The 17,667-nt window shown below is 56.0% G+C and carries 18 protein-coding genes; 15 read left to right on the forward strand and 3 right to left on the reverse strand.

Annotated features, from left to right (window positions below):
* Positions 1–133 precede the first annotated feature (133 nt).
* A complete protein-coding gene (locus tag ABJK70_RS08630; RefSeq protein WP_077732537.1) occupies positions 134–514 on the reverse strand; it encodes a PilZ domain-containing protein in 381 nt (126 codons plus the stop codon).
* A gap of 17 nt (positions 515–531) precedes the next feature.
* Positions 532–1,152 (reverse strand): FHA domain-containing protein, encoded by a 621-nt coding sequence (locus ABJK70_RS08635; protein ID WP_077732538.1) that lies wholly within the window; start codon positions 1,150–1,152, stop codon positions 532–534.
* Positions 1,153–1,465: 313 nt separating this feature from the next.
* Here ABJK70_RS08635 and ABJK70_RS08640 point away from each other — a divergent pair, with 313 nt between their 5' ends.
* The 15 genes from ABJK70_RS08640 to waaA all read left to right on the forward strand — a co-directional run bounded on the left by ABJK70_RS08640 (position 1,466) and on the right by waaA (position 16,352).
* Positions 1,466–2,872 carry a sigma-54 dependent transcriptional regulator gene (locus ABJK70_RS08640; protein WP_086134751.1) on the forward strand — a complete coding sequence of 469 codons (1,407 nt, stop codon included), beginning with the start codon at positions 1,466–1,468 and terminating at the stop codon, positions 2,870–2,872.
* 110 nt (positions 2,873–2,982) lie between these two features.
* A complete protein-coding gene (locus tag ABJK70_RS08645; protein ID WP_347257783.1) occupies positions 2,983–4,200 on the forward strand; it encodes an ATP-binding protein in 1,218 nt (405 codons plus the stop codon).
* On the forward strand, positions 4,184–5,527 hold the full coding sequence (locus tag ABJK70_RS08650) for a sigma-54 dependent transcriptional regulator (RefSeq protein ID WP_276205423.1): 1,344 nt from the start codon (positions 4,184–4,186) through the stop codon (positions 5,525–5,527). Before ABJK70_RS08645 ends, ABJK70_RS08650 begins: the two co-directional genes overlap by 17 nt.
* A 53-nt stretch (positions 5,528–5,580) precedes the next feature.
* Positions 5,581–5,892 carry a flagellar hook-basal body complex protein FliE gene (gene fliE, locus ABJK70_RS08655; protein WP_077732541.1) on the forward strand — a complete coding sequence of 104 codons (312 nt, stop codon included), beginning with the start codon at positions 5,581–5,583 and terminating at the stop codon, positions 5,890–5,892.
* A 20-nt stretch (positions 5,893–5,912) separates the two neighbouring features.
* Positions 5,913–7,619, forward strand: a complete 1,707-nt coding sequence (gene fliF / locus ABJK70_RS08660) for a flagellar basal-body MS-ring/collar protein FliF (protein WP_347257784.1) — start codon at positions 5,913–5,915, stop codon at positions 7,617–7,619.
* A complete protein-coding gene (gene fliG, locus ABJK70_RS08665; protein WP_077732543.1) occupies positions 7,612–8,619 on the forward strand; it encodes a flagellar motor switch protein FliG in 1,008 nt (335 codons plus the stop codon). Before fliF ends, fliG begins: the two co-directional genes overlap by 8 nt.
* Positions 8,606–9,313 (forward strand): flagellar assembly protein FliH, encoded by a 708-nt coding sequence (gene fliH / locus ABJK70_RS08670; RefSeq protein WP_086134754.1) that lies wholly within the window; start codon positions 8,606–8,608, stop codon positions 9,311–9,313. Before fliG ends, fliH begins: the two co-directional genes overlap by 14 nt.
* Positions 9,310–10,671, forward strand: coding sequence for a flagellar protein export ATPase FliI (gene fliI / locus ABJK70_RS08675; protein WP_347257785.1), 1,362 nt, complete (start codon positions 9,310–9,312; stop codon positions 10,669–10,671). Before fliH ends, fliI begins: the two co-directional genes overlap by 4 nt.
* 44 nt (positions 10,672–10,715) lie before the next feature.
* Positions 10,716–11,171, forward strand: coding sequence for a flagellar export protein FliJ (gene fliJ / locus ABJK70_RS08680; RefSeq protein WP_086134755.1), 456 nt, complete (start codon positions 10,716–10,718; stop codon positions 11,169–11,171).
* Positions 11,172–11,235: 64 nt separating this feature from the next.
* Positions 11,236–12,609, forward strand: coding sequence for a flagellar hook-length control protein FliK (locus ABJK70_RS08685; protein WP_347257786.1), 1,374 nt, complete (start codon positions 11,236–11,238; stop codon positions 12,607–12,609).
* Positions 12,610–12,883: 274 nt separating this feature from the next.
* A complete protein-coding gene (gene rpsF, locus ABJK70_RS08690; protein WP_347257787.1) occupies positions 12,884–13,294 on the forward strand; it encodes a 30S ribosomal protein S6 in 411 nt (136 codons plus the stop codon).
* Positions 13,295–13,351: 57 nt separating this feature from the next.
* The gene (rpsR, locus tag ABJK70_RS08695; RefSeq protein ID WP_077732549.1) at positions 13,352–13,579 is read left to right on the forward strand and encodes a 30S ribosomal protein S18; all 228 of its coding nucleotides are present in this window, start codon (positions 13,352–13,354) and stop codon (positions 13,577–13,579) included.
* A gap of 199 nt (positions 13,580–13,778) precedes the next feature.
* Positions 13,779–14,522: a hypothetical protein gene (locus ABJK70_RS08700; protein WP_077732550.1), complete on the forward strand. Its 744-nt coding sequence runs from the start codon at positions 13,779–13,781 to the stop codon at positions 14,520–14,522.
* A 54-nt stretch (positions 14,523–14,576) separates the two neighbouring features.
* Entirely contained in the window at positions 14,577–15,023 is a 447-nt protein-coding gene (rplI, locus tag ABJK70_RS08705) for a 50S ribosomal protein L9 (RefSeq protein WP_077732551.1), read from the forward strand.
* A gap of 60 nt (positions 15,024–15,083) precedes the next feature.
* A complete protein-coding gene (gene waaA, locus ABJK70_RS08710) occupies positions 15,084–16,352 on the forward strand; it encodes a lipid IV(A) 3-deoxy-D-manno-octulosonic acid transferase (protein WP_347257788.1) in 1,269 nt (422 codons plus the stop codon).
* Between the two features lies 1 nt (position 16,353).
* On the opposite strand, the gene ABJK70_RS08715 is transcribed toward waaA, so the two are convergent.
* Positions 16,354–17,628, reverse strand: a complete 1,275-nt coding sequence (locus tag ABJK70_RS08715; protein WP_347257789.1) for an EAL domain-containing protein — start codon at positions 17,626–17,628, stop codon at positions 16,354–16,356.
* Between the last annotated feature and the right edge of the window lie 39 nt (positions 17,629–17,667).

Genomic DNA, 17,667 nt, shown 5'->3' on the forward strand with positions numbered 1-17,667 from the left:
AGAGAGCCCGTCTCGTCCACCATCAGCACCGCCTCCGGGTCGGCCAACGGTTTCCCAGGTAAGCCCTCATGGTGGCCTCCTCAGTCGATTACTATGCCTCTTAGACCAACAACTGCGGCTGTAGTACAGAGGGTTAATGGTCCGAGCTCGACGCCAGCGCCTGTAAATCTCGCTCGAGCAGTTCCTCGTCGCCCAGATTGAGTTCGACCAACCTCTTCAGCGCGGAAATGCTGTCCAGATCCGTACGTTGGCACACGAGGCCGATCTTCGTTCCGCTGCGGTGGGCTAAGGAAACGCCCATCAAGATGCGAACCGTCCCGCTCAGATCGATGCGAAGTTCGTAGATATAGTCTGGATCAAGGGGCCGGTCCGCATCGAGCTCGATCAGACAGCCCTTGAGCGAAAGGTCCAGGATTTTGCAGGGAAAGCTGTCATCTTTATGAAATAGCGTGGCGGGCGCGTCATGAGCTATACGATGAAAATGGCGTTTTTCCGAACGCCTGATGCTGGACATTAAGCAGCTCCGTGCGGTTACTCTTGAAAGAATTGCATTAGGGATTCATTGACCTTGATGAGATCGCCGTCGTTCAAGAGCACGGCCTGATCCTTTACGGGCTTGTCGTTGATGGTCAGCGAGGTGCCGTCCGCCAAAGGCGAAATAAAATACCCGCTCTTGCGCTTGGCGATGATGACCACGCCGGAGCCTTCTTTTCCGAGACGAACCAAAGATTTCTTCAATGGTATCACCAGCCCGATCTGCCGTCCGTTCAACACCTGCAAGCTGCCATTGAAAAATTTGGCATCGGCGTCTGTCCAGACTTCCGGTTCCGACTCGGCGTCCGCTTGCCTCTCCGATCTGAAGATCTCTTCCTTGGTGAAGAAAATCACATGTTTGCCGACGGTAATTCGGTCGCCGTGACCGAGCGCATGTTCGGCGATCTTTTTGTCATTGACGAAAACAGGAAACTCGCTATCGACTTCGCGAATGATATTTTGTTCGGGCGTGGACTCGATAATCGCGTGTTGGGGCGCAACGGCCAGACTATCGATATGCAAGAGATTGGACGGATCGCGACCTATGCTGATCTCGCCCGGCCTAAGCGTGATGGCCTGGAGTGACTTGCCTCTGAATGTGAGCGTTAATTTGGCCATTAAAAAGCTCGCCTTGATACATAAAGTCGATTGTTGTCAAAAGTATACATGCTATTCCCTTGTCTCGTTCGCGTCACGTTAATATTTGTGTCGCTAATCGGCGACTCGGCTTTTTTCAAATAAATAAAAAATAGCTTATATCGCTATTTCCCGCTCGCTGAATTGATGCATTTCGATGTTCGCCTAAAAAACGTTCTGTTGACGACGATATTTTGACGGCTAAACTTTCAAGCCGTTTGTTGTTGCATATTTACCATACCATCCGAACCGGTCGACTCACGTTTCAGGGTCGGGCCATTGGAGAGCAAACTAGATGGGCTTGCGCCGAATTTTATTACTCCAAAGCGATAGCGCCTTGTTGACCGAACTGAGGATTATTCTTAGGTTCCTTGATTGTGAGGTCATCGCATGCGATTTGGATACCCTCAGAGACGAAACTGAACCGGAATTCGACGCAATCTTCGTCGGCGTGGACGACGACATCGAAAAGGTGGTTTTGCGGATCGTGGAGCTTTACAGGCAGGCGCCGCTTGTCCTAGTAATGGATAAGTCGCCGACAAGACCTTTGCCGGCCGGGCTGGAAAACAGAGCTTCCGCCGTATTGGCCTGGCCGACCAATCACGCGACGTTGAGCGCCTGCCTCGAAAAGATCAGCCGGGGAGCGCCGGAAGTGGTCAACGTCCGTCCTTCGGAGTTGTTTCGCAGCTTGACCGGCGCCAGCGCAGCCGTCCAACGCACGCGCAAACTCATTCAGCAAGTCGCTCCGTCCGACGCAACGGTTCTGATCTTAGGCGAGTCGGGCACCGGCAAAGAGGTTATCGCTCGCAACTTACATTATTACTCCGCCCGCCGAAGCAAGCCGTTCGTACCCGTGAATTGCGGCGCCATACCGGGTGAGCTGCTGGAAAGCGAGCTTTTCGGTCACGAGAAGGGCGCTTTCACCGGGGCGCTCAGTTCCCGCCAAGGACGTTTCGAAATGGCCGAAGGCGGCACGCTGTTTTTGGATGAAATCGGGGACATGCCCCTGTCGATGCAGGTAAAGTTGCTGCGAGTCTTGCAGGAGCGCTGCTTCGAGAGGGTAGGCAGCAATAGGACCATTCAGTGCGACGTACGCATCATCGCGGCGACTCACCGCAATCTGGAAGAGGAAATCGGCCGGAACCGATTTAGGGAAGATCTTTATTACCGTCTCAATGTCTTTCCGATCGATGTACCGTCGCTGCGCGAGCGACTGGAAGACGTACCGACTCTGGTCGAGGATCTTACCGCCCGTCTCAAAGCCGAAAAGCGGGGAGACATGCGGCTTACGCCGGCCGCTCTTCGGGTTTTGCAGCGGTACCATTGGCCAGGAAACGTACGTGAACTGGCCAATTTGATCGAGCGTCTGGCGATATTATTTCCAAACGGCGTCGTCGATGCGGCAGATTTGCCGGAAAAATTCCAACAGTATGTCAAACCGGAAGACGCCACGCTCAGGCGCGAGCCGAACGCCGAAAGTGTATCCGCTACCGATGGACTCGTCCTTGCCCGCTTGCCGGGAGAAGGTTTGGACTTGCGCGAGCATTTGAACAATCTGGAATGCGAGTTGATCAAGCAGGCCCTGGACGAGTGTAACGGCGTCGTGGCCCACGCCGCCAATCTTCTCAAAATGCGCCGCACGACTTTGGTCGAGAAGTTGCGCAAATACGGCTTGCGGGGAGAAGAGACGACGGTAATTTGACGTCCCTCCAAAAGGAGGCCGTCCAAGCCATTGTTTTTATGGGGCAACAAAGTGGCACTTTGATTGCTTCTCGCCGGTCAGGTTCAACTTTTACCGGACTCGGCGCTCCCTTGGTCAACCAAATTTTCGACAATGCCCAGCGCTTGCAGGATGCCTTCCAGGTATTCAATGCGCTTTCCGAGAATCTGACCCAGTCCTACCTCGACCTCGAAGCCCAAGTCGCGCGTCTCAGCGAAGAGCTCGCGGCTGCCCGAAGCGAGCGACTGAAAACCTTGGCCGAAAAAGAGTTATTGGCCAACCGCCTACAATTACTCCTGAAGACTCTGCCGGGCGGCGTGGTCGTGATCGACGGTCGCGGTCTGATCGTAGAGTACAACCCGGTTGCCGGGCTGTTTCTCGGCGAACCGCTTTTGGGACGGATGTGGCGCGACGTCCTGAATGCCTTGCCGATCGTCGAAAACCCCCACCAAAGACTCTTGCCCGATGGAAAAACCATAAGCCTTACCCTCAGCCCGCTCGGCGATGAACCGGGGCAAATCGTGCTCCTTACGGACGTAACGGAAATGCGCTCTCTCCAGGAGTGGGCGGATCATCAAAGGCGACTCTCGGCACTGGGGGAAATGGTGGCGAGCCTTGCCCATCAGGTGCGCACGCCTTTGGCAACCGCGCTGCTCTACGCCTCTCATCTCGCAAAATCCGATCTTGACGTTTCCCACCGCTCGAAATTTGCAGCCAAGCTGACCGAGCGGCTCCACCACTTGGAGCGTCAGGTCAACGATATGCTGACCTTCGCCCGGATGGGAACCTTGGCCAAGGAGCGGTTCTCGATCAGCGAGCTCATGACCAAGCTCGTGGAAAACTGTGAGCCGTTGATGCCGGGCAAATCGATACGTTTCACGGTTGCCAACCGGTCCGACGAAGACGATCTGCACGGCAACGGCGACGCGCTCCTGGGCATACTGATCAACTTGGTCAGCAACGCCGTGGACGCCATGGGCGGCGAGGGCAGCGTAACGGTCGTGGCGGATCGGCGCGAGCCTCGATATCTGGACATCAGCGTGTCGGACGATGGTCCGGGTATTGCCGAAGGCATCAGAGCACGGATTTTCGAGCCGTTTTTCACAACCCGAGCCAACGGCACCGGACTCGGGTTGGCGATCGCCGAATACGTGGTCAAAGCGCATCTCGGGCGAATCTGGTGCGAATCCTCGGAGGGTTTTGGTACGACCTTTCGTATTCGACTGCCTTTAAGTCCTGGCGGCACGCCTTTGCCGGGCAACTTTTCCGGCCGTGCCGCCTTTATGGGAGGAGATGATGCAGCAAACTGACATTTTGATCGTCGAAGACGACCCCTCCTTGTCGGAGGCCTTGACGGATACTTTGGAAATCGCCGGTTATCGGACCATGGCCGCAGGGGATGGCGCGGAGGCGCTCGCCAAATTGGCAGAGTCGCAGGTAAGACTGGTGATCAGCGACGTGCAGATGCCTAAATTGCACGGACTGAGCTTGCTCGAACGCATCAGAGCGGACTATCCGGATGTTCCGGTCCTCCTCATGACCGCCTACGGCACTATCGAAAATGCGGTTCAAGCGATGCAGGCAGGAGCCTGCGACTATCTGGTCAAGCCCTTTGCGGCGGAAACCTTGGTCGAGCAGGTATCGCGACGTATCCTGCCGAAGCCGGAGAAAACAGACGGACGAGTGGCGGAAAGCCCGGCGATGAAAAAGCTGCTAGGCTTGGCGGCACGGATCGCGAAATCCGACGCAACGGTGCTCATTCAGGGTGAGAGCGGAACCGGCAAGGAAGTTCTGGCTCGCTATATCCATCAGAGTTCCCTTCGGCACGAGGGCCCTTTCGTGGCCATAAACTGTGCCGCGATCCCCGAAAACATGCTCGAGGCGGAGCTTTTCGGTTATGAGAAAGGCGCTTACACCGGAGCGGTCCAAACAGTGCCTGGGAAACTCGAAATGGCTCAAGGCGGCACCGTGCTGCTCGATGAAATATCCGAGATGAACCTGCCCCTGCAGGCGAAGTTGCTCAGGGTTCTCCAGGAACGCGAAGTCGAGCGTCTCGGCGGACGCAAGCCGCTCGCACTGGATATCCGCATATTGGCGACCACCAACCGGAATCCGAAAGAATGGATCAGCCGCGGGCTTTTCAGGGAAGACCTTTATTACCGCTTAAGCGTCTTTCCGCTGACCATCCCGCCGTTACGGGAACGGAAGGAAGACATTGTTCCGCTGGCGGAAGCCTTTGTCCGGCGTCACTGGCGTAGCGGCAAACCGTTACCTGAACTGAGCAAGGAAGCGGCCGATCGGCTGTCGGCCTACCGATGGCCGGGTAACGTGCGGGAGTTGGACAACTCGATTCAAAGAGCCTTGATACTCCAATCCGGCGGTCGCATCGCGCCCGAAGATCTGGTGTTCGAGGATGATCTCTACGGCAGCGACGGAATTTCGCCGGAGCCCGATTCATCCGCCGCCGACTCGCTGATGGGCGGCCTGCGGACCCACGAGGAAAAAATCATTCTGGATACGCTGAAGGAGCAGAACGGCAGCCGTAAATCGACTGCGGAGCGGCTGGGAATCAGCGAACGGACGCTCCGCTACAAGCTTGCCAAGATGCGCGAAGCCGGCCATCTGGCGGCCGTATAACGTTGGCGCGGATCATGCATTTATGGGCGTAGTGACAAAAAACGGGCATTACCATGAGCGAGCTCGATATCAATAAGGTTCTCACACAAATGCGCATCATGCGGGATCAGGCCCGCAGCACCGCATTGCCTACCGATAACGCGGTCGATTTTGGCACTTTGCTCAAGGATTCGATCGACAAGGTCAACGAAACTCAGCAGCAAGCCAACAAATTGGCGGAAGCGTTCGAGTCCGGCGCGACCGATGCCAATCTGTCGGAAGTGATGATCTCGCTGCAGAAAGCCAGTCTGTCGTTCCAGGCCATGGTACAGGTCAGGAACAAGCTTGTGGAGGCTTACAAGGACGTCATGAACATGCCCATGTAGTCCGGAAACGATAGCGCCAGATGGAACTCAGTCAAAGCGAAAGCAAAAACCTGGTGCCGGGCGGGCAAGCCGCGGTCGTCCAAAGCGAGAAATCGTCGCCGGTCCTCAGGACCTGGATGCGGATGCCGCGCGGCCGACAAATCGGCTTGATCGCCGCTCTCGCGTTCACGGTGGCGACGGCGATCGCCGTGCTGCTGTGGGCTAACAAAACCGAATATGCAACCTTGTTTTCCAACTTGGAGGAAAAGGAGGGCGGAGAAATCGTCGAAGCGTTGCAAAAACTCAACATACAACACCAGATCCAGCCGGCGACCGGCGCCATATTGGTTCCGGCCGATCAGGTCCATGCGGTGCGATTGAAACTGGCCGGGATGGGGTTGCCCAAGGAAAGCGGTACCGGCTTCGAACTGTTGGAAAAACAGTCGGGTTTTGGCGCTAGCCAAATGGTTGAGGGCGCGCGGTATCAACGCGCTTTGGAGGGAGAGATTGCCCGTTCGATCACCACCATTCGGAATGTCAAATCGGCCCGCGTTCATCTGGCCTTGCCGAAAGAATCGGTATTCGTGCGGCAAGCTAAAAAACCCAGTGCTTCCGTTATGGTCGAATTGCATTCGGGACGCGGCCTGGAGCCGGGACAAGTGGAGGCTATCGTCCATCTAGTGGCGTCCAGCGTGCCGCAGTTGGAACCCGGACAAGTTACGGTCGTCGATCAGCGGGGGCATCTGCTCAATGCCAAGGACAACGGCAATGACCTATATCCGAACGCCAAGCAATTCGACTACAAAAAGCAGGTCGAGGAGCATCTCATCGAGCGTATCGAAAACATCTTGAGCCCGGTGGTCGGCAGGGATGGGCTTCGCACCCAGGTCACCGCTGATATCGATTTCACCGTCACCGAGCGCACTCAGGAAGTCTACAACCCGGACCTGCCCGCCTTGCGCAGCGAACAGACCAACGAGGAACAAAACAAAGGCTCGGCAGTGCAGGGCGTGCCAGGAGCCCTGTCGAATCAGCCGCCGCCTGCCGGTATCGCGCCTGAAACAACTGGCGCAGCGCAACCCGGGCAAAACCCTTCGGAGCCTCCTCTCAGCACCGTCAAAAGCGCTACCCGAAATTACGAACTGGACAAGACCATCAGTCACTCCCGTCTAGGGGCGGGTGTCATCCGCCGCATCACCGCCGCGGTGGTAGTCGACTATCAGCACGTTCCACAAGGCGATAATGGGGTGACTCTCCAACCCTACAGCGAGGAAGATCTGACTCGTTTCGCCAATCTGGTGAAGGAGGCCGTAGGGTACGATGCCGCGCGCGGAGACCGGGTTACCGTAACCAACGCGGCCTTCCGCAGCGAGATCGAAACTTTGCCGGTTGCGCCGGTTTGGGAGCAGGATTGGTTTTGGTCGATCGTCAAGCAAGCGGGAGCAGCGCTAATCGTGCTCGTGCTGGTCTTCGGCGTACTTCGTCCGGCGGTGAAAGGCCTAGTGGGACGAGGCGAATCGTCCGGCGCCGATGCGAATGAGATAGCGGATTCGGCTACTAAAGATGGCGCGATCGTCGATGCCCGCGAGCCACGCGAAATCTCAAAGGAGAACGAGGACGAAGAGCTGTTGATGCTGGAAGCGCCCGAAAGTCATGAAAAGCGCGTGGTTTTCGCGCAGAGGGCAGTGGATCAGGATCCAAAGCGCGTCGCGCAGGTCATCAAGAACTGGATGAACGTGAATGGCTGAAGCAGAGTCGAGCAGATTGGACGGGCCGCAGAGGGCCGCGCTGTTCTTTCTGACGGTCGGGCAGGATAGGGCGGCGGAAGTGCTCAAGCACATGTCGCCGAAAGAGGTTCAGCAAATCGGTGCGGCCATGGCTGAGCTTCGCAACATCACCATGCCAATGGTGGAAGACGTCCTCGGGAAATTCGTGGACGATATCCGCAACCAGACCGCCCTGGGCGTGAATTCGGAAGAATATATCCGCAATCTCCTTACCCAGGCCTTGGGAGCCGACAAGGCCAGCAGCGTTTGTGACCGTATCCTGTTGGGCCGCAACAGCAAGGGCCTGGAACAACTCAAATGGATGGACCCACGCGCCATCGCCGATCTGATCCGGCTCGAACACCCGCAAATCATCGCGATCATCTTGTCTCTATTGGACAGCGACCAAGCCGCGGAAACCCTCGGCTATCTCCCTGAACGGGCGCGGCCGGACCTCATCATGCGCGTGGCTACGCTCACCGGCGTACAGCCGGCGGCCCTTCGCGAGCTTGACGACATCATGGAAAGACAGCTGAGCGGGAATGCGAATGTCAAATCGTCGACACTCGGCGGCATCGAAACCGCGGCCAATATTCTCAATTTTATCGAGAGCACCGTCGAAGCCTCGATCATGGAGCAGATCAGCGAAGTCAATCCGGACCTCAGCCAAAAGATCCAGGACAAGATGTTCGTATTCGACGATCTGGTCGATATCGATGATCGGGGCATCCAGACCTTGCTTCGCGAAGTGTCGACGGATTCGTTATTGCTCGCGCTGCGCGGCGCCGATGACGCGCTGAAAGAAAAGATTTTCAGCAACATGTCGCGCCGGGCGGCAGAGATGTTGCGCGACGATTTGGAGGCCGCGCCCCCGGCCCGCTTAAGCGAGGTGGAGGCCGCACAAAAGGATATTCTAGCCATTGCAAGGCGCATGGCGGAGGCCGGCGAACTCTCGTTAGGCGGTAGCGATGAGCTCATTTAAAGGCTTCTCCGCAGAGGAGCTCGCTTCACTCGAACCGTGGAAGCTGCCGGTCATGGGCGAACCCGAAGAGGAATGTCCCGTGGTCGTGGTCGAGGAGGAAACGGACTATCCGGCGATGCCCACGGCGGAAGAAATCGAAGCGATGCAGAAGCAAGCTTACGAGGAAGCCCGCGCCGCTGGATTCAAAGAGGGTTCGGAGCAAGGCTATCGGGACGGCCGCGAAGAAGGTTACCGCCAGGGATACAACGAAGGACGCGTAAACGCGGCGTCTTTGGCCCAGCGCTTACAGGAATTGATCGACTGCTTGAGCGAACCGCTGGCCGAAGTGGGCGATCGCGTCGAGCAGGAACTGGTCGCGTTGGCGATTGCCGTCGCGAAGCAGCTCATTCGGCGAGAGCTGAAAACCGAGCCCGGCGAAATCATTGCCGTGGTGCGCGAAGCCATGGCAATCCTTCCATCCAGTGCGCGGAAAATAGCGCTTCACTTGCATCCGGACGATGCGGAGCTGATTCGGTCTACACTCGCGCTGGACGAATTGGGGCCACGCTGGAAGGTCGTCGAAGATCCGCTCTTGACCCGTGGCGGCTGCCGGGTAACGACCGACACGTCTTACATCGACGCCACAGTCGAAAAACGCCTCGCATCGACAATCGCACGTTTATTCGGCGGCGAACGGGACGAGGATCGGTCATGACCAATCTCGCTCCGGCACCTAGACTCAAGGAATTGTGGGCCGCGAAACTGGCCAGTTACCGCGCGCGTCTCAACGAGCCGCCGGAATTGCTGGTGGAAGGCAAGCTGAGCCGTATGGTCGGCCTCACCCTTGAGGCAGTCGGCTGCCGAGCGGCCGTCGGAGCTCGTTGCCTGGTCAAGACAGCGCATGGAAACGGCGTGGAAGCGGAAGTTGTCGGTTTCGCAGGAGAGCGGATTTATTTGATGCCGACCGGCGATATCCAGGGTTTGGAGCCGGACTGCCGGGTCATACCGCTGACCAAAACCTCTTCCGTGCGAGTGGGCTTCGGTTTGCTCGGACGGGTGTTGGACGGGGCCGGCAAGCCATTGGACGGCAAGGGGCCTGTGCAGAGCGATTGCTCGATGCCGCTGACCGGGAGCGCGATCAATCCGCTGGCGCGGAAGCCGATCCGCGAGCCCTTGGATGTCGGGGTCCGCGCAATCAACGCCTTGCTCACTGTCGGCCGTGGACAGCGGCTCGGATTGTTTGCGGGAACGGGCGTTGGCAAGAGCAATCTGCTCGGCATGATGACCAAATACACGAATGCCGATGTAGTGGTGGTGGGCCTGATCGGCGAGCGGGGCAGAGAGGTTAACGAGTTCGTGCAGAAAATTCTGGGCGAAGAAGGACGCGCCAAGGCCGTCGTAATCGCAACCCCGGCGGATTACCCGCCTTTGATGCGCATGCACGGCGCTTTGTTGGCCACGAGCATAGCCGAGTTTTTTCGCAATCGAGGTCTCGATGTCCTGCTCTTGATGGATTCGCTGACCCGCTTTGCGCAGGCGCAACGCGAGATCGCTCTGGCGATCGACGAGCCGCCCGCCACCAAGGGCTATCCTCCCTCGGTATTCGCAAAACTGCCGCAACTCGTGGAGCGGGCGGGAAACGGGAACGAAGGGGAAGGGTCGATCACTGCCTTCTATACCGTGCTCGCCGAAGGCGACGATGCCAACGACCCCATCGCCGACGCGGCGCGCGGAATACTGGACGGCCATATCGTGCTGTCGCGTGCCTTGGCTGACTCCGGGCATTATCCTGCCATCGATATCGAAGCCTCGATCAGCCGCGTGATGACGGACATTGCCGATGATCGGCATATGCAACTTGCCAGGCGTCTAAAACGCCTATACTCCCTCTATCAACAAAATCGCGATCTGATCAGCGTGGGGGCCTATCACAAGGGATCCGATCCGCGTATCGATGAAGCCATCGCCATGAATCCAGGCATCATGAGTTTTCTGCAACAGGATCTGCACGAGGCGGTCGGCTTCGAACGAAGCCTCGACGATTTGGAAAAATTATTGGGCGCATCCGCGTAACGACATCCGGCATGCCTCACAACTTCAGAAAACGGGACTAAGGTATGAAACGATCGAAGCGCTTGAGCCCGGTTTTGGAGCTCGCCGAATCACGGGAGAAACAAATGGCTCAAATTTTGGGGGAAAGCCAAAAAAAGGTGGAATCCGCGCGGCGAAATCTCGATAGTCTCATGACGTTCCGCGACAATTATTCAGCCCAGTTTCAACGATCCGGAAACGCGGGCCTCGGAACTCGTCAGTTGATCGAGTACCGGATGTTTCTGGCCAAGATCAATACCGCAATCGCCGACCAAGAAAAGGCCGTTCATGCGGCGCAAGCAGAGCTTCAGAATCGCCAAGCCGAATGGGAAGCGGCGCGCAAGCGAAGTCTGGGCATCAAGAAAGTTTTCGAGCATTCGCTTAGGGAAGAGACGCGCATGGAGGAAAAGAAACAGCAAGCGGAGCAGGATGAGAGAGCGGGCCGCCGCTCAAGCGGCGGCACCTTGACCGTATTCATATGATTTCGATTCAGCATTCTGGCATTCGACTTGCTGACCATGGTCATGCGAACTCGGAATTTATGACATGAACATCAATACTTCTATTACTTCAGTGTCGGCCGCGCCGACTTCCATTCTTGAATTGGTCCAGCTTGTCGGCAATACCTCGCCGGAAAGCAAAGCGGACCCGGCCGCCTTTCTCGCGGCGCTGGTCAGGCAATTTGAAGCGATGAAGGGGAACACGGGATCCAATGGGACCGGAAAACGTCCTGAAATCGCCGCCGCGGAAACGAACGAAACAGGCGCGGATCCGCTGCAGGAGCTTCTCCAGTATGTATCCAATCTCGAAGCATTTTCCGATCGGCAGTTCCAAGACTATTCGGGTGCTGAAGTGCCCGGCGGCAACGGCTTGCCGGCGGAAGGCAATTCGTTGCCTAAGACCGTGCCGCCTGATGAGGATCTGGAGTCTGAAAACGAAAACCGTGCGGCCGATTCGCTGTTGGCGGCACTCGCCGCCCATGGGATTCCGTTGACGTCCTCTCAACAGGCGGAATCTTTAGGTTCTGAGAGTGCAGAAGCATTCACCTCGCAGGACGAACTCATTCATACGAGCCAAGAGCTCCGGACCAGCGAGTTAGCCGATCATGGTGAATCCCGTTCGGACGACAACCTTGGCGTAGGGCTGCGCGGCGAGCAATTCTTCTATCAATCCCAAGGCGAAGAAAAGGGGTTGACGCCTGCAGAAAAGGGCTTATCCGGAATGGCGTCATCTGGAGTGAAAGAGCCGGATGCGCTCCTGGCGCAATTGCTTACCGCTGAATCGGACGGTCAGGATTCGACCAAGCGTGGAGCCGGTGAAAGTCTCTTTTCGCAGTTCGACAAGTACATGTCACCGCCGACCGCCGTTCCCGCCGAGGGAGTCCAAAACTCGATCGAGACCGGTTTTCCGTTACAAGCGGTTCCTTCGGCATCTCAGCTCACCACGGTTGTTGCCAACGATTCGATACCGGCATTGGATAAGCCTTTGAATCAAGCTGGATGGCAGGAAGGACTGGGAGAACGCATCCTATGGATGACCGATAAAGGTCTGCAGACGGCCGAAATCAGGCTCAATCCTGCACACTTAGGACCTCTGGAAATCCGTATCCAGATCGATCAAGACCAAGCGACGGTCCATTTCGCGACCCATCACGCTTCAGTTCGGGAGGCCATCGAGGCCGCTGTACCCAAGCTACGCGAAATGCTCGGCGCTCAGGAGATTGCGCTGGCCGACATCAATGTAACGGCTCCGTCGGGATTGTCCGATGAAAGAGGGCAGCCCTTCGATTTCAATCAACAGTCAAGTTTTGGCGATCGGAGCCAGCCTTTTTCGGAGCATGTTTCGACTCAAGAGGAAAATGGCCCCACAGACTCAGATCGAGGCACGGCGGTTAACGGCTTACTCAACTTATACGCATGAATCTTATTGTGCCTTTGCCGTTACGCAACAAAGAAGGCCGAGTGTCGGTTGTGGGGACGTCGGCTCGGCTCAGAAAAATGTCGAGAATCCGATCCGCGATGCCGATCGATTCAAAGTATATTCACGGCTATCGTTCTCTCTCACAGCAATTCATTGACTTGTAAGCTCACGGCGATCGCATTACAATCGCTGATTCTGGTTGGCAGCTCAAAAGGCCGCCACTCCTTGCCTTACCGTCGTGTGCGGAAGGCTGTTTAACCCATAAGGAGCATACATGCGACATTATGAGATCGTTTTTATGGTTCATCCGGACCAAAGCGCGCAAGTCCCCGCCATGCTGGATCGTTATCGCACCATGATCGAGTCCAGTGATGGAAAAATCCATCGCCTGGAAGACTGGGGGCGTCGCCAATTGGCCTATCCCATCAATAAGGTTCATAAAGCACACTATGTGTTGATGAACATCGAATGCGACCAGCAGACCCTTGATGAACTGGAGAGCGGGTTCCGCTTTAATGATGCCGTTTTGCGCAGCTTGACGGTTCGTCGTGAAGAGCCGGTAACCGAACCCTCGCCGATGGCAAAAGCCGGCCAGTCCGAACCCGAAGCGGAACGAGGCGAAGAAGTCACCGCGAACGCCGACGAAGAGGGTGGCGACGAAGCCGAGGCTTCATCGGATACCTGAGGCTGCAAGCCAGTTTCAGGTCGCGTACGACAACCTTAATCAAGAAATAGGTCTTCTATGGTTCGCCAATTCAAGCGTAAGAAATATTGCAGATTTACCGCCGAGGGCGTTAAAGAGATCGATTACAAAGATCTCGACGTACTGAGGGAATATATCTCGGAGACAGGCAAAATCGTCCCGAGTCGGATTACGGGAACAAAGGGAAAATACCAAAGGCAACTCGCCACTGCTATCAAGCGGGCTCGTTTTTTGGCGCTGTTGCCGTATACCGACGCCCACAAATAAGTGAGTTTAGTTCCGGCGGAAGCGCGGCCTGATTATGCGCACGTTGGCCGCTTTTATCATGAGAGGAAGGGTGCAAGCCGTATTTGCGGCCTGCACCCTGGCTCTCGCATCTTGGGTCGTTCCGTTTCTTAGCCTATTAGCTGCGGCAGCCGTAGGCCTCCCCACACTGCGAAAAGGCGTATACGAGGGTGGCCTTATAATGGCGGCATCCATCGTGGTTTTGGGTGCTCTAGGCGGGGCTCTTATCGGCAGCATGGCCGATGCGGTTGGTTACGGGCTTCTCCTTTGGGTTCCGATGTGGCTAACAGCAGCGATTCTCCGAGAATCGGGCAAGCTATCGACCGCTTTGGGATTTGTGTCGATCATGGGCATTCTCATGGTGACCGCGGTCTATTGGCTTCATCCGGATCCTTCGTCCATTTGGATGGAAGGTTTGGAACGGTTTTTCAAACCGTTGATGGATGGCGCTTCTCCGGACTTGGATGCGGATCAGCTCTGGAACGACTTCTCGGCGGTGGCCGCACGTTACATGACCGGGATCGTGTCCGCTAGCCTGGTGATTAGCCTGATGCTGGGTTTATTGATCGCCCGATGGTGGCAATCAGCGCTTTTTAATCCGGGCGGATTCCGTTCAGAATTCATAGAACTCCGTATGCACGCGGCATTTCCCTATTCCGGGATAGGGGCGCTGATAGTCGCTGTTACGGCGAATGGAGGAATGGCGGAGCTCGCTTTGAATTTGAGCCTTCCGCTTTTCGCGCTATTTCTGTTGGTTGGCTTTTCGGTGCTTCACGCATTGGTATCCCGCAGCAAATCGTGGAAAGCTTGGCTAGTCGGAACTTATGTAGCGCTGTTATTCATTCCTTATATTATCGTGCCAATCGCATTAGTCGGGTTGAGCGACCTTTGGTTTGATTGGCGAGAAAGGCTATCGCCAAGCTGAGCTGAACTATTGCTGTCATTATTAGAACGCTAAAAACTATCGAGGCATTCGACGATGGAAATTATTCTTTTAGAAAAGATTGCGGGTCTAGGGAATCTCGGCGACAAAGTTGCCGTCAGACCCGGTTATGGCCGGAATTATTTGATTCCACAGGGCAAGGCGGTCGCGGCTACTGCCGAAAAATTGGCTGAGTTCGAGAAAAGACGTGCCGAGCTCGAGAAGAAAGCCGCTGCGGACTTGGCTGCGGCTCAAGCTCGAGCCGAGGCTATTGGTAAACTAGCCGTAAAGATCGCTCAGAAAGCGGGCGAAGAAGGACGGCTATATGGCTCCGTCGGCACAAAAGATATCGCCGAAGCAGTGACGGCCGCCGGCGTGAGCATTCAGAAACACGAAGTACGCTTACCGTCGGGCCCTATCCGCCAAGCGGGCGATTACGAGATCACCGTGCAGCTGCACGGCGATGTCGTAGCCAGTGTGGCGCTCTCGATTGTCCCTGAATAAAGCCGAAGCGCGTCCACATGGCCTGTAAAGCCATGTGGACCCTCGCCCCCTGCTAGCCTAGTGAGGCTAATCTACTCAGCGCTGTTCTATTTCCTTGCGCCAGCCATCCTTGCGCGCCTCTTCTGGCGGGCCCGTAAGGAGTCAACTTACTCCCAGCGCTGGCTCGAAAGGCTGGCCGTCTATGATTCCGAGCCGGAATCCGGCGTGATTTGGTTCCACGCCGTTTCCGTCGGCGAGGCCGAAGCCGCGTTTCCTCTGATTCGTGCGGTTAAAGATCGTTTTCCGGCAAGTACCATACTCGTTACGGCGACAACACCGACGGGTTCCGCGCGAATAAAAGATGTTTTAGGCGAAACAGCAAAGCATGTTTATTTGCCTTATGACTTACCCGATTGCGTAAATCGGTTTATCCGGCATTACAGTCCGATACTCGCGGTCGTGTTGGAGACGGAAATCTGGCCGAATCTATATCGCGTCTGCGGACTGCGAGACATACCCCTCGCCATTGTTAACGGTCGCCTATCCGAAAAGTCGGCGCGCGGTTACCTCAGGCTTCGTTCCCTAACGCGCGAAAGTTTATCTCACGTCCGGTTGATCGCCGCTCAGACACCGGAGGACGCCAGACGATACGTGGCGATCGGTGCCGATCCGAATTCCGTTGCCGTAACCGGCAACATCAAATTCGACACGGAACTCCCGACCGAAGCGCAAGATCGAGCCAAAGCTCTGCGAGACACGCTTTTCGGTAAACGCCCGATTTTTATCGCGGGTAGTACACACCCCGGCGAAGAAAGCCAAATTCTAAGCGCTTTCGACAGGCTTCGTAGCCAATTCCCTGAACTGTTACTGGTGCTCGCGCCACGACATCCCCACCGCATCGCCGATGTCGTTGCGGAGTGTGAAAAGATGGGCCTGGGGATCCGGCTCAGGAGTGAGAGTGAGCCTTGTGACGAATCCATCGACGTCTTCTTGCTCGACACACTGGGGGAATTGCGCGTTTTTTACGCCGCTTCCGATGTTGCCTTCGTCGGTGGCAGCTTGGCGCCCATCGGTGGCCACAATGTGCTCGAACCGGCCATTGCAGGGGTGCCGGTCTTGTTCGGCCCACACATGTTTAATTTCGCCGATATCGCTTGCAAGCTCAAAGAGAGCGGCGGAGGAATCGAAGTGAAGAACGTTGAAGAGTTAGCCCTTTGGACAGGGCGCCTGCTAACTGACGAATGTCTTCGTAGCGAGGTCGGCGAAAATGGGAAACGCTTCGTTTCGTCGAATCAGGGAGCTGTGGATCGAATAGTCGAACAACTCGGTTTGTTGATCAGCAATCCTTAGTTCAATCGCCCGCCAGCGGTGCCGGGCGCCCGATAAAATAGCCCTGTGCCATATCGACGCCCAACTCGCCGAGCGCAACAAGAGTAGCTTCGTTCTCCACGCCTTCGGCGATCACCTCGATATCGTTCCCATGGGCAAGTGTCGTGATAGCCGAGACGAAGGCTCGATCCTGCGGGTTATCGATTAGGTTGGTCACATAACTCTTGTCGATCTTCACGAATTTCACCGGTAGATGTCTCAAATAAGAGAAAGAAGCGAACCCCGCGCCGAAGTCGTCTATCGCGAAACGGAAGCCCAGAGTGGCGAGATCTTCCATGATTTCTTTTGCTGTACCGAAGTCGGCGATGGCGGCCGTCTCGGTGATCTCGAAGATTAATTGCTCGGGCTTTAACACGTTGTTTTTTAGGGCCGATTTTAAAGCCACCGTCCAATCGCGATTGGTCAACGCGGAGCCTGAAAGATTCACATGGACAGCTCCCGCGGGAGCCCGTTCAGCAAATTCGGTTAGCAATCGTATGTTTGCTTCAACGGCATAGCGGTCGATTTCGTTGATTAGACCCGTAAGCTGAGCGAATTCGAGAAACTCTGCTGGCGCGACCAATGAGCCGTCAATCCGTTTCAGACGTATTAATGATTCGAAAAAGCGGATTTCACGCCCCTTGATGACGGCAATCGGTTGATAATGAAATACGAGCCGGCGCGCCGTAAGCGCTTCCTGGATGGCCTGTTTCCACAACGTCCGTTCGCTGATACGCTGCTTGGATTGATCGTCATAAGAAAATAAATGGACCCGGCCGCGACCGCGATCTTTCGCTTGATACATCGCGAGATCGGCATTCGCCATGACCTCGTCCATCACGGTTCCATGCTCGGGAATCATGGCGATACCGATGCTTGCCGAAATCCGGAAGATTTTTTGCTGGATTTTGAGCGGTTGTTCGGTGAGTCTTTGATTCAGAAGATTGGCGAATGCCAATGCACCTTCCGCGGTCTGACTAGGCATGAGAATGGCGAACTCATCGCCTCCCAGTCTCGCTGCGATATCAGTCTTGCGCACGCGATTTTTCAGTTCCTGCGCGATTTTTCGAAGTAGGGCGTCACCGGCGAGATGCCCGCTGGTGTCATTGATGTCCTTGAAGTGGTCAAGATCAAAAAGAAGGATGGCGGCGCGCGTGCTGTTTCTATCCGCTTCGATAAATTGACGCTCCAATTCCTGTTGGAAACGGTGACGATTATATAGGCCGGTCAACGGGTCATGGTTCGCGAGCCAAATCATACGGTTTTCCGCTTCGACTCTATCCGTAACGTCGAGACC

Source organism: Methylocaldum sp. (assembly GCF_039794385.1).
Taxonomy (GTDB): domain Bacteria; phylum Pseudomonadota; class Gammaproteobacteria; order Methylococcales; family Methylococcaceae; genus Methylocaldum.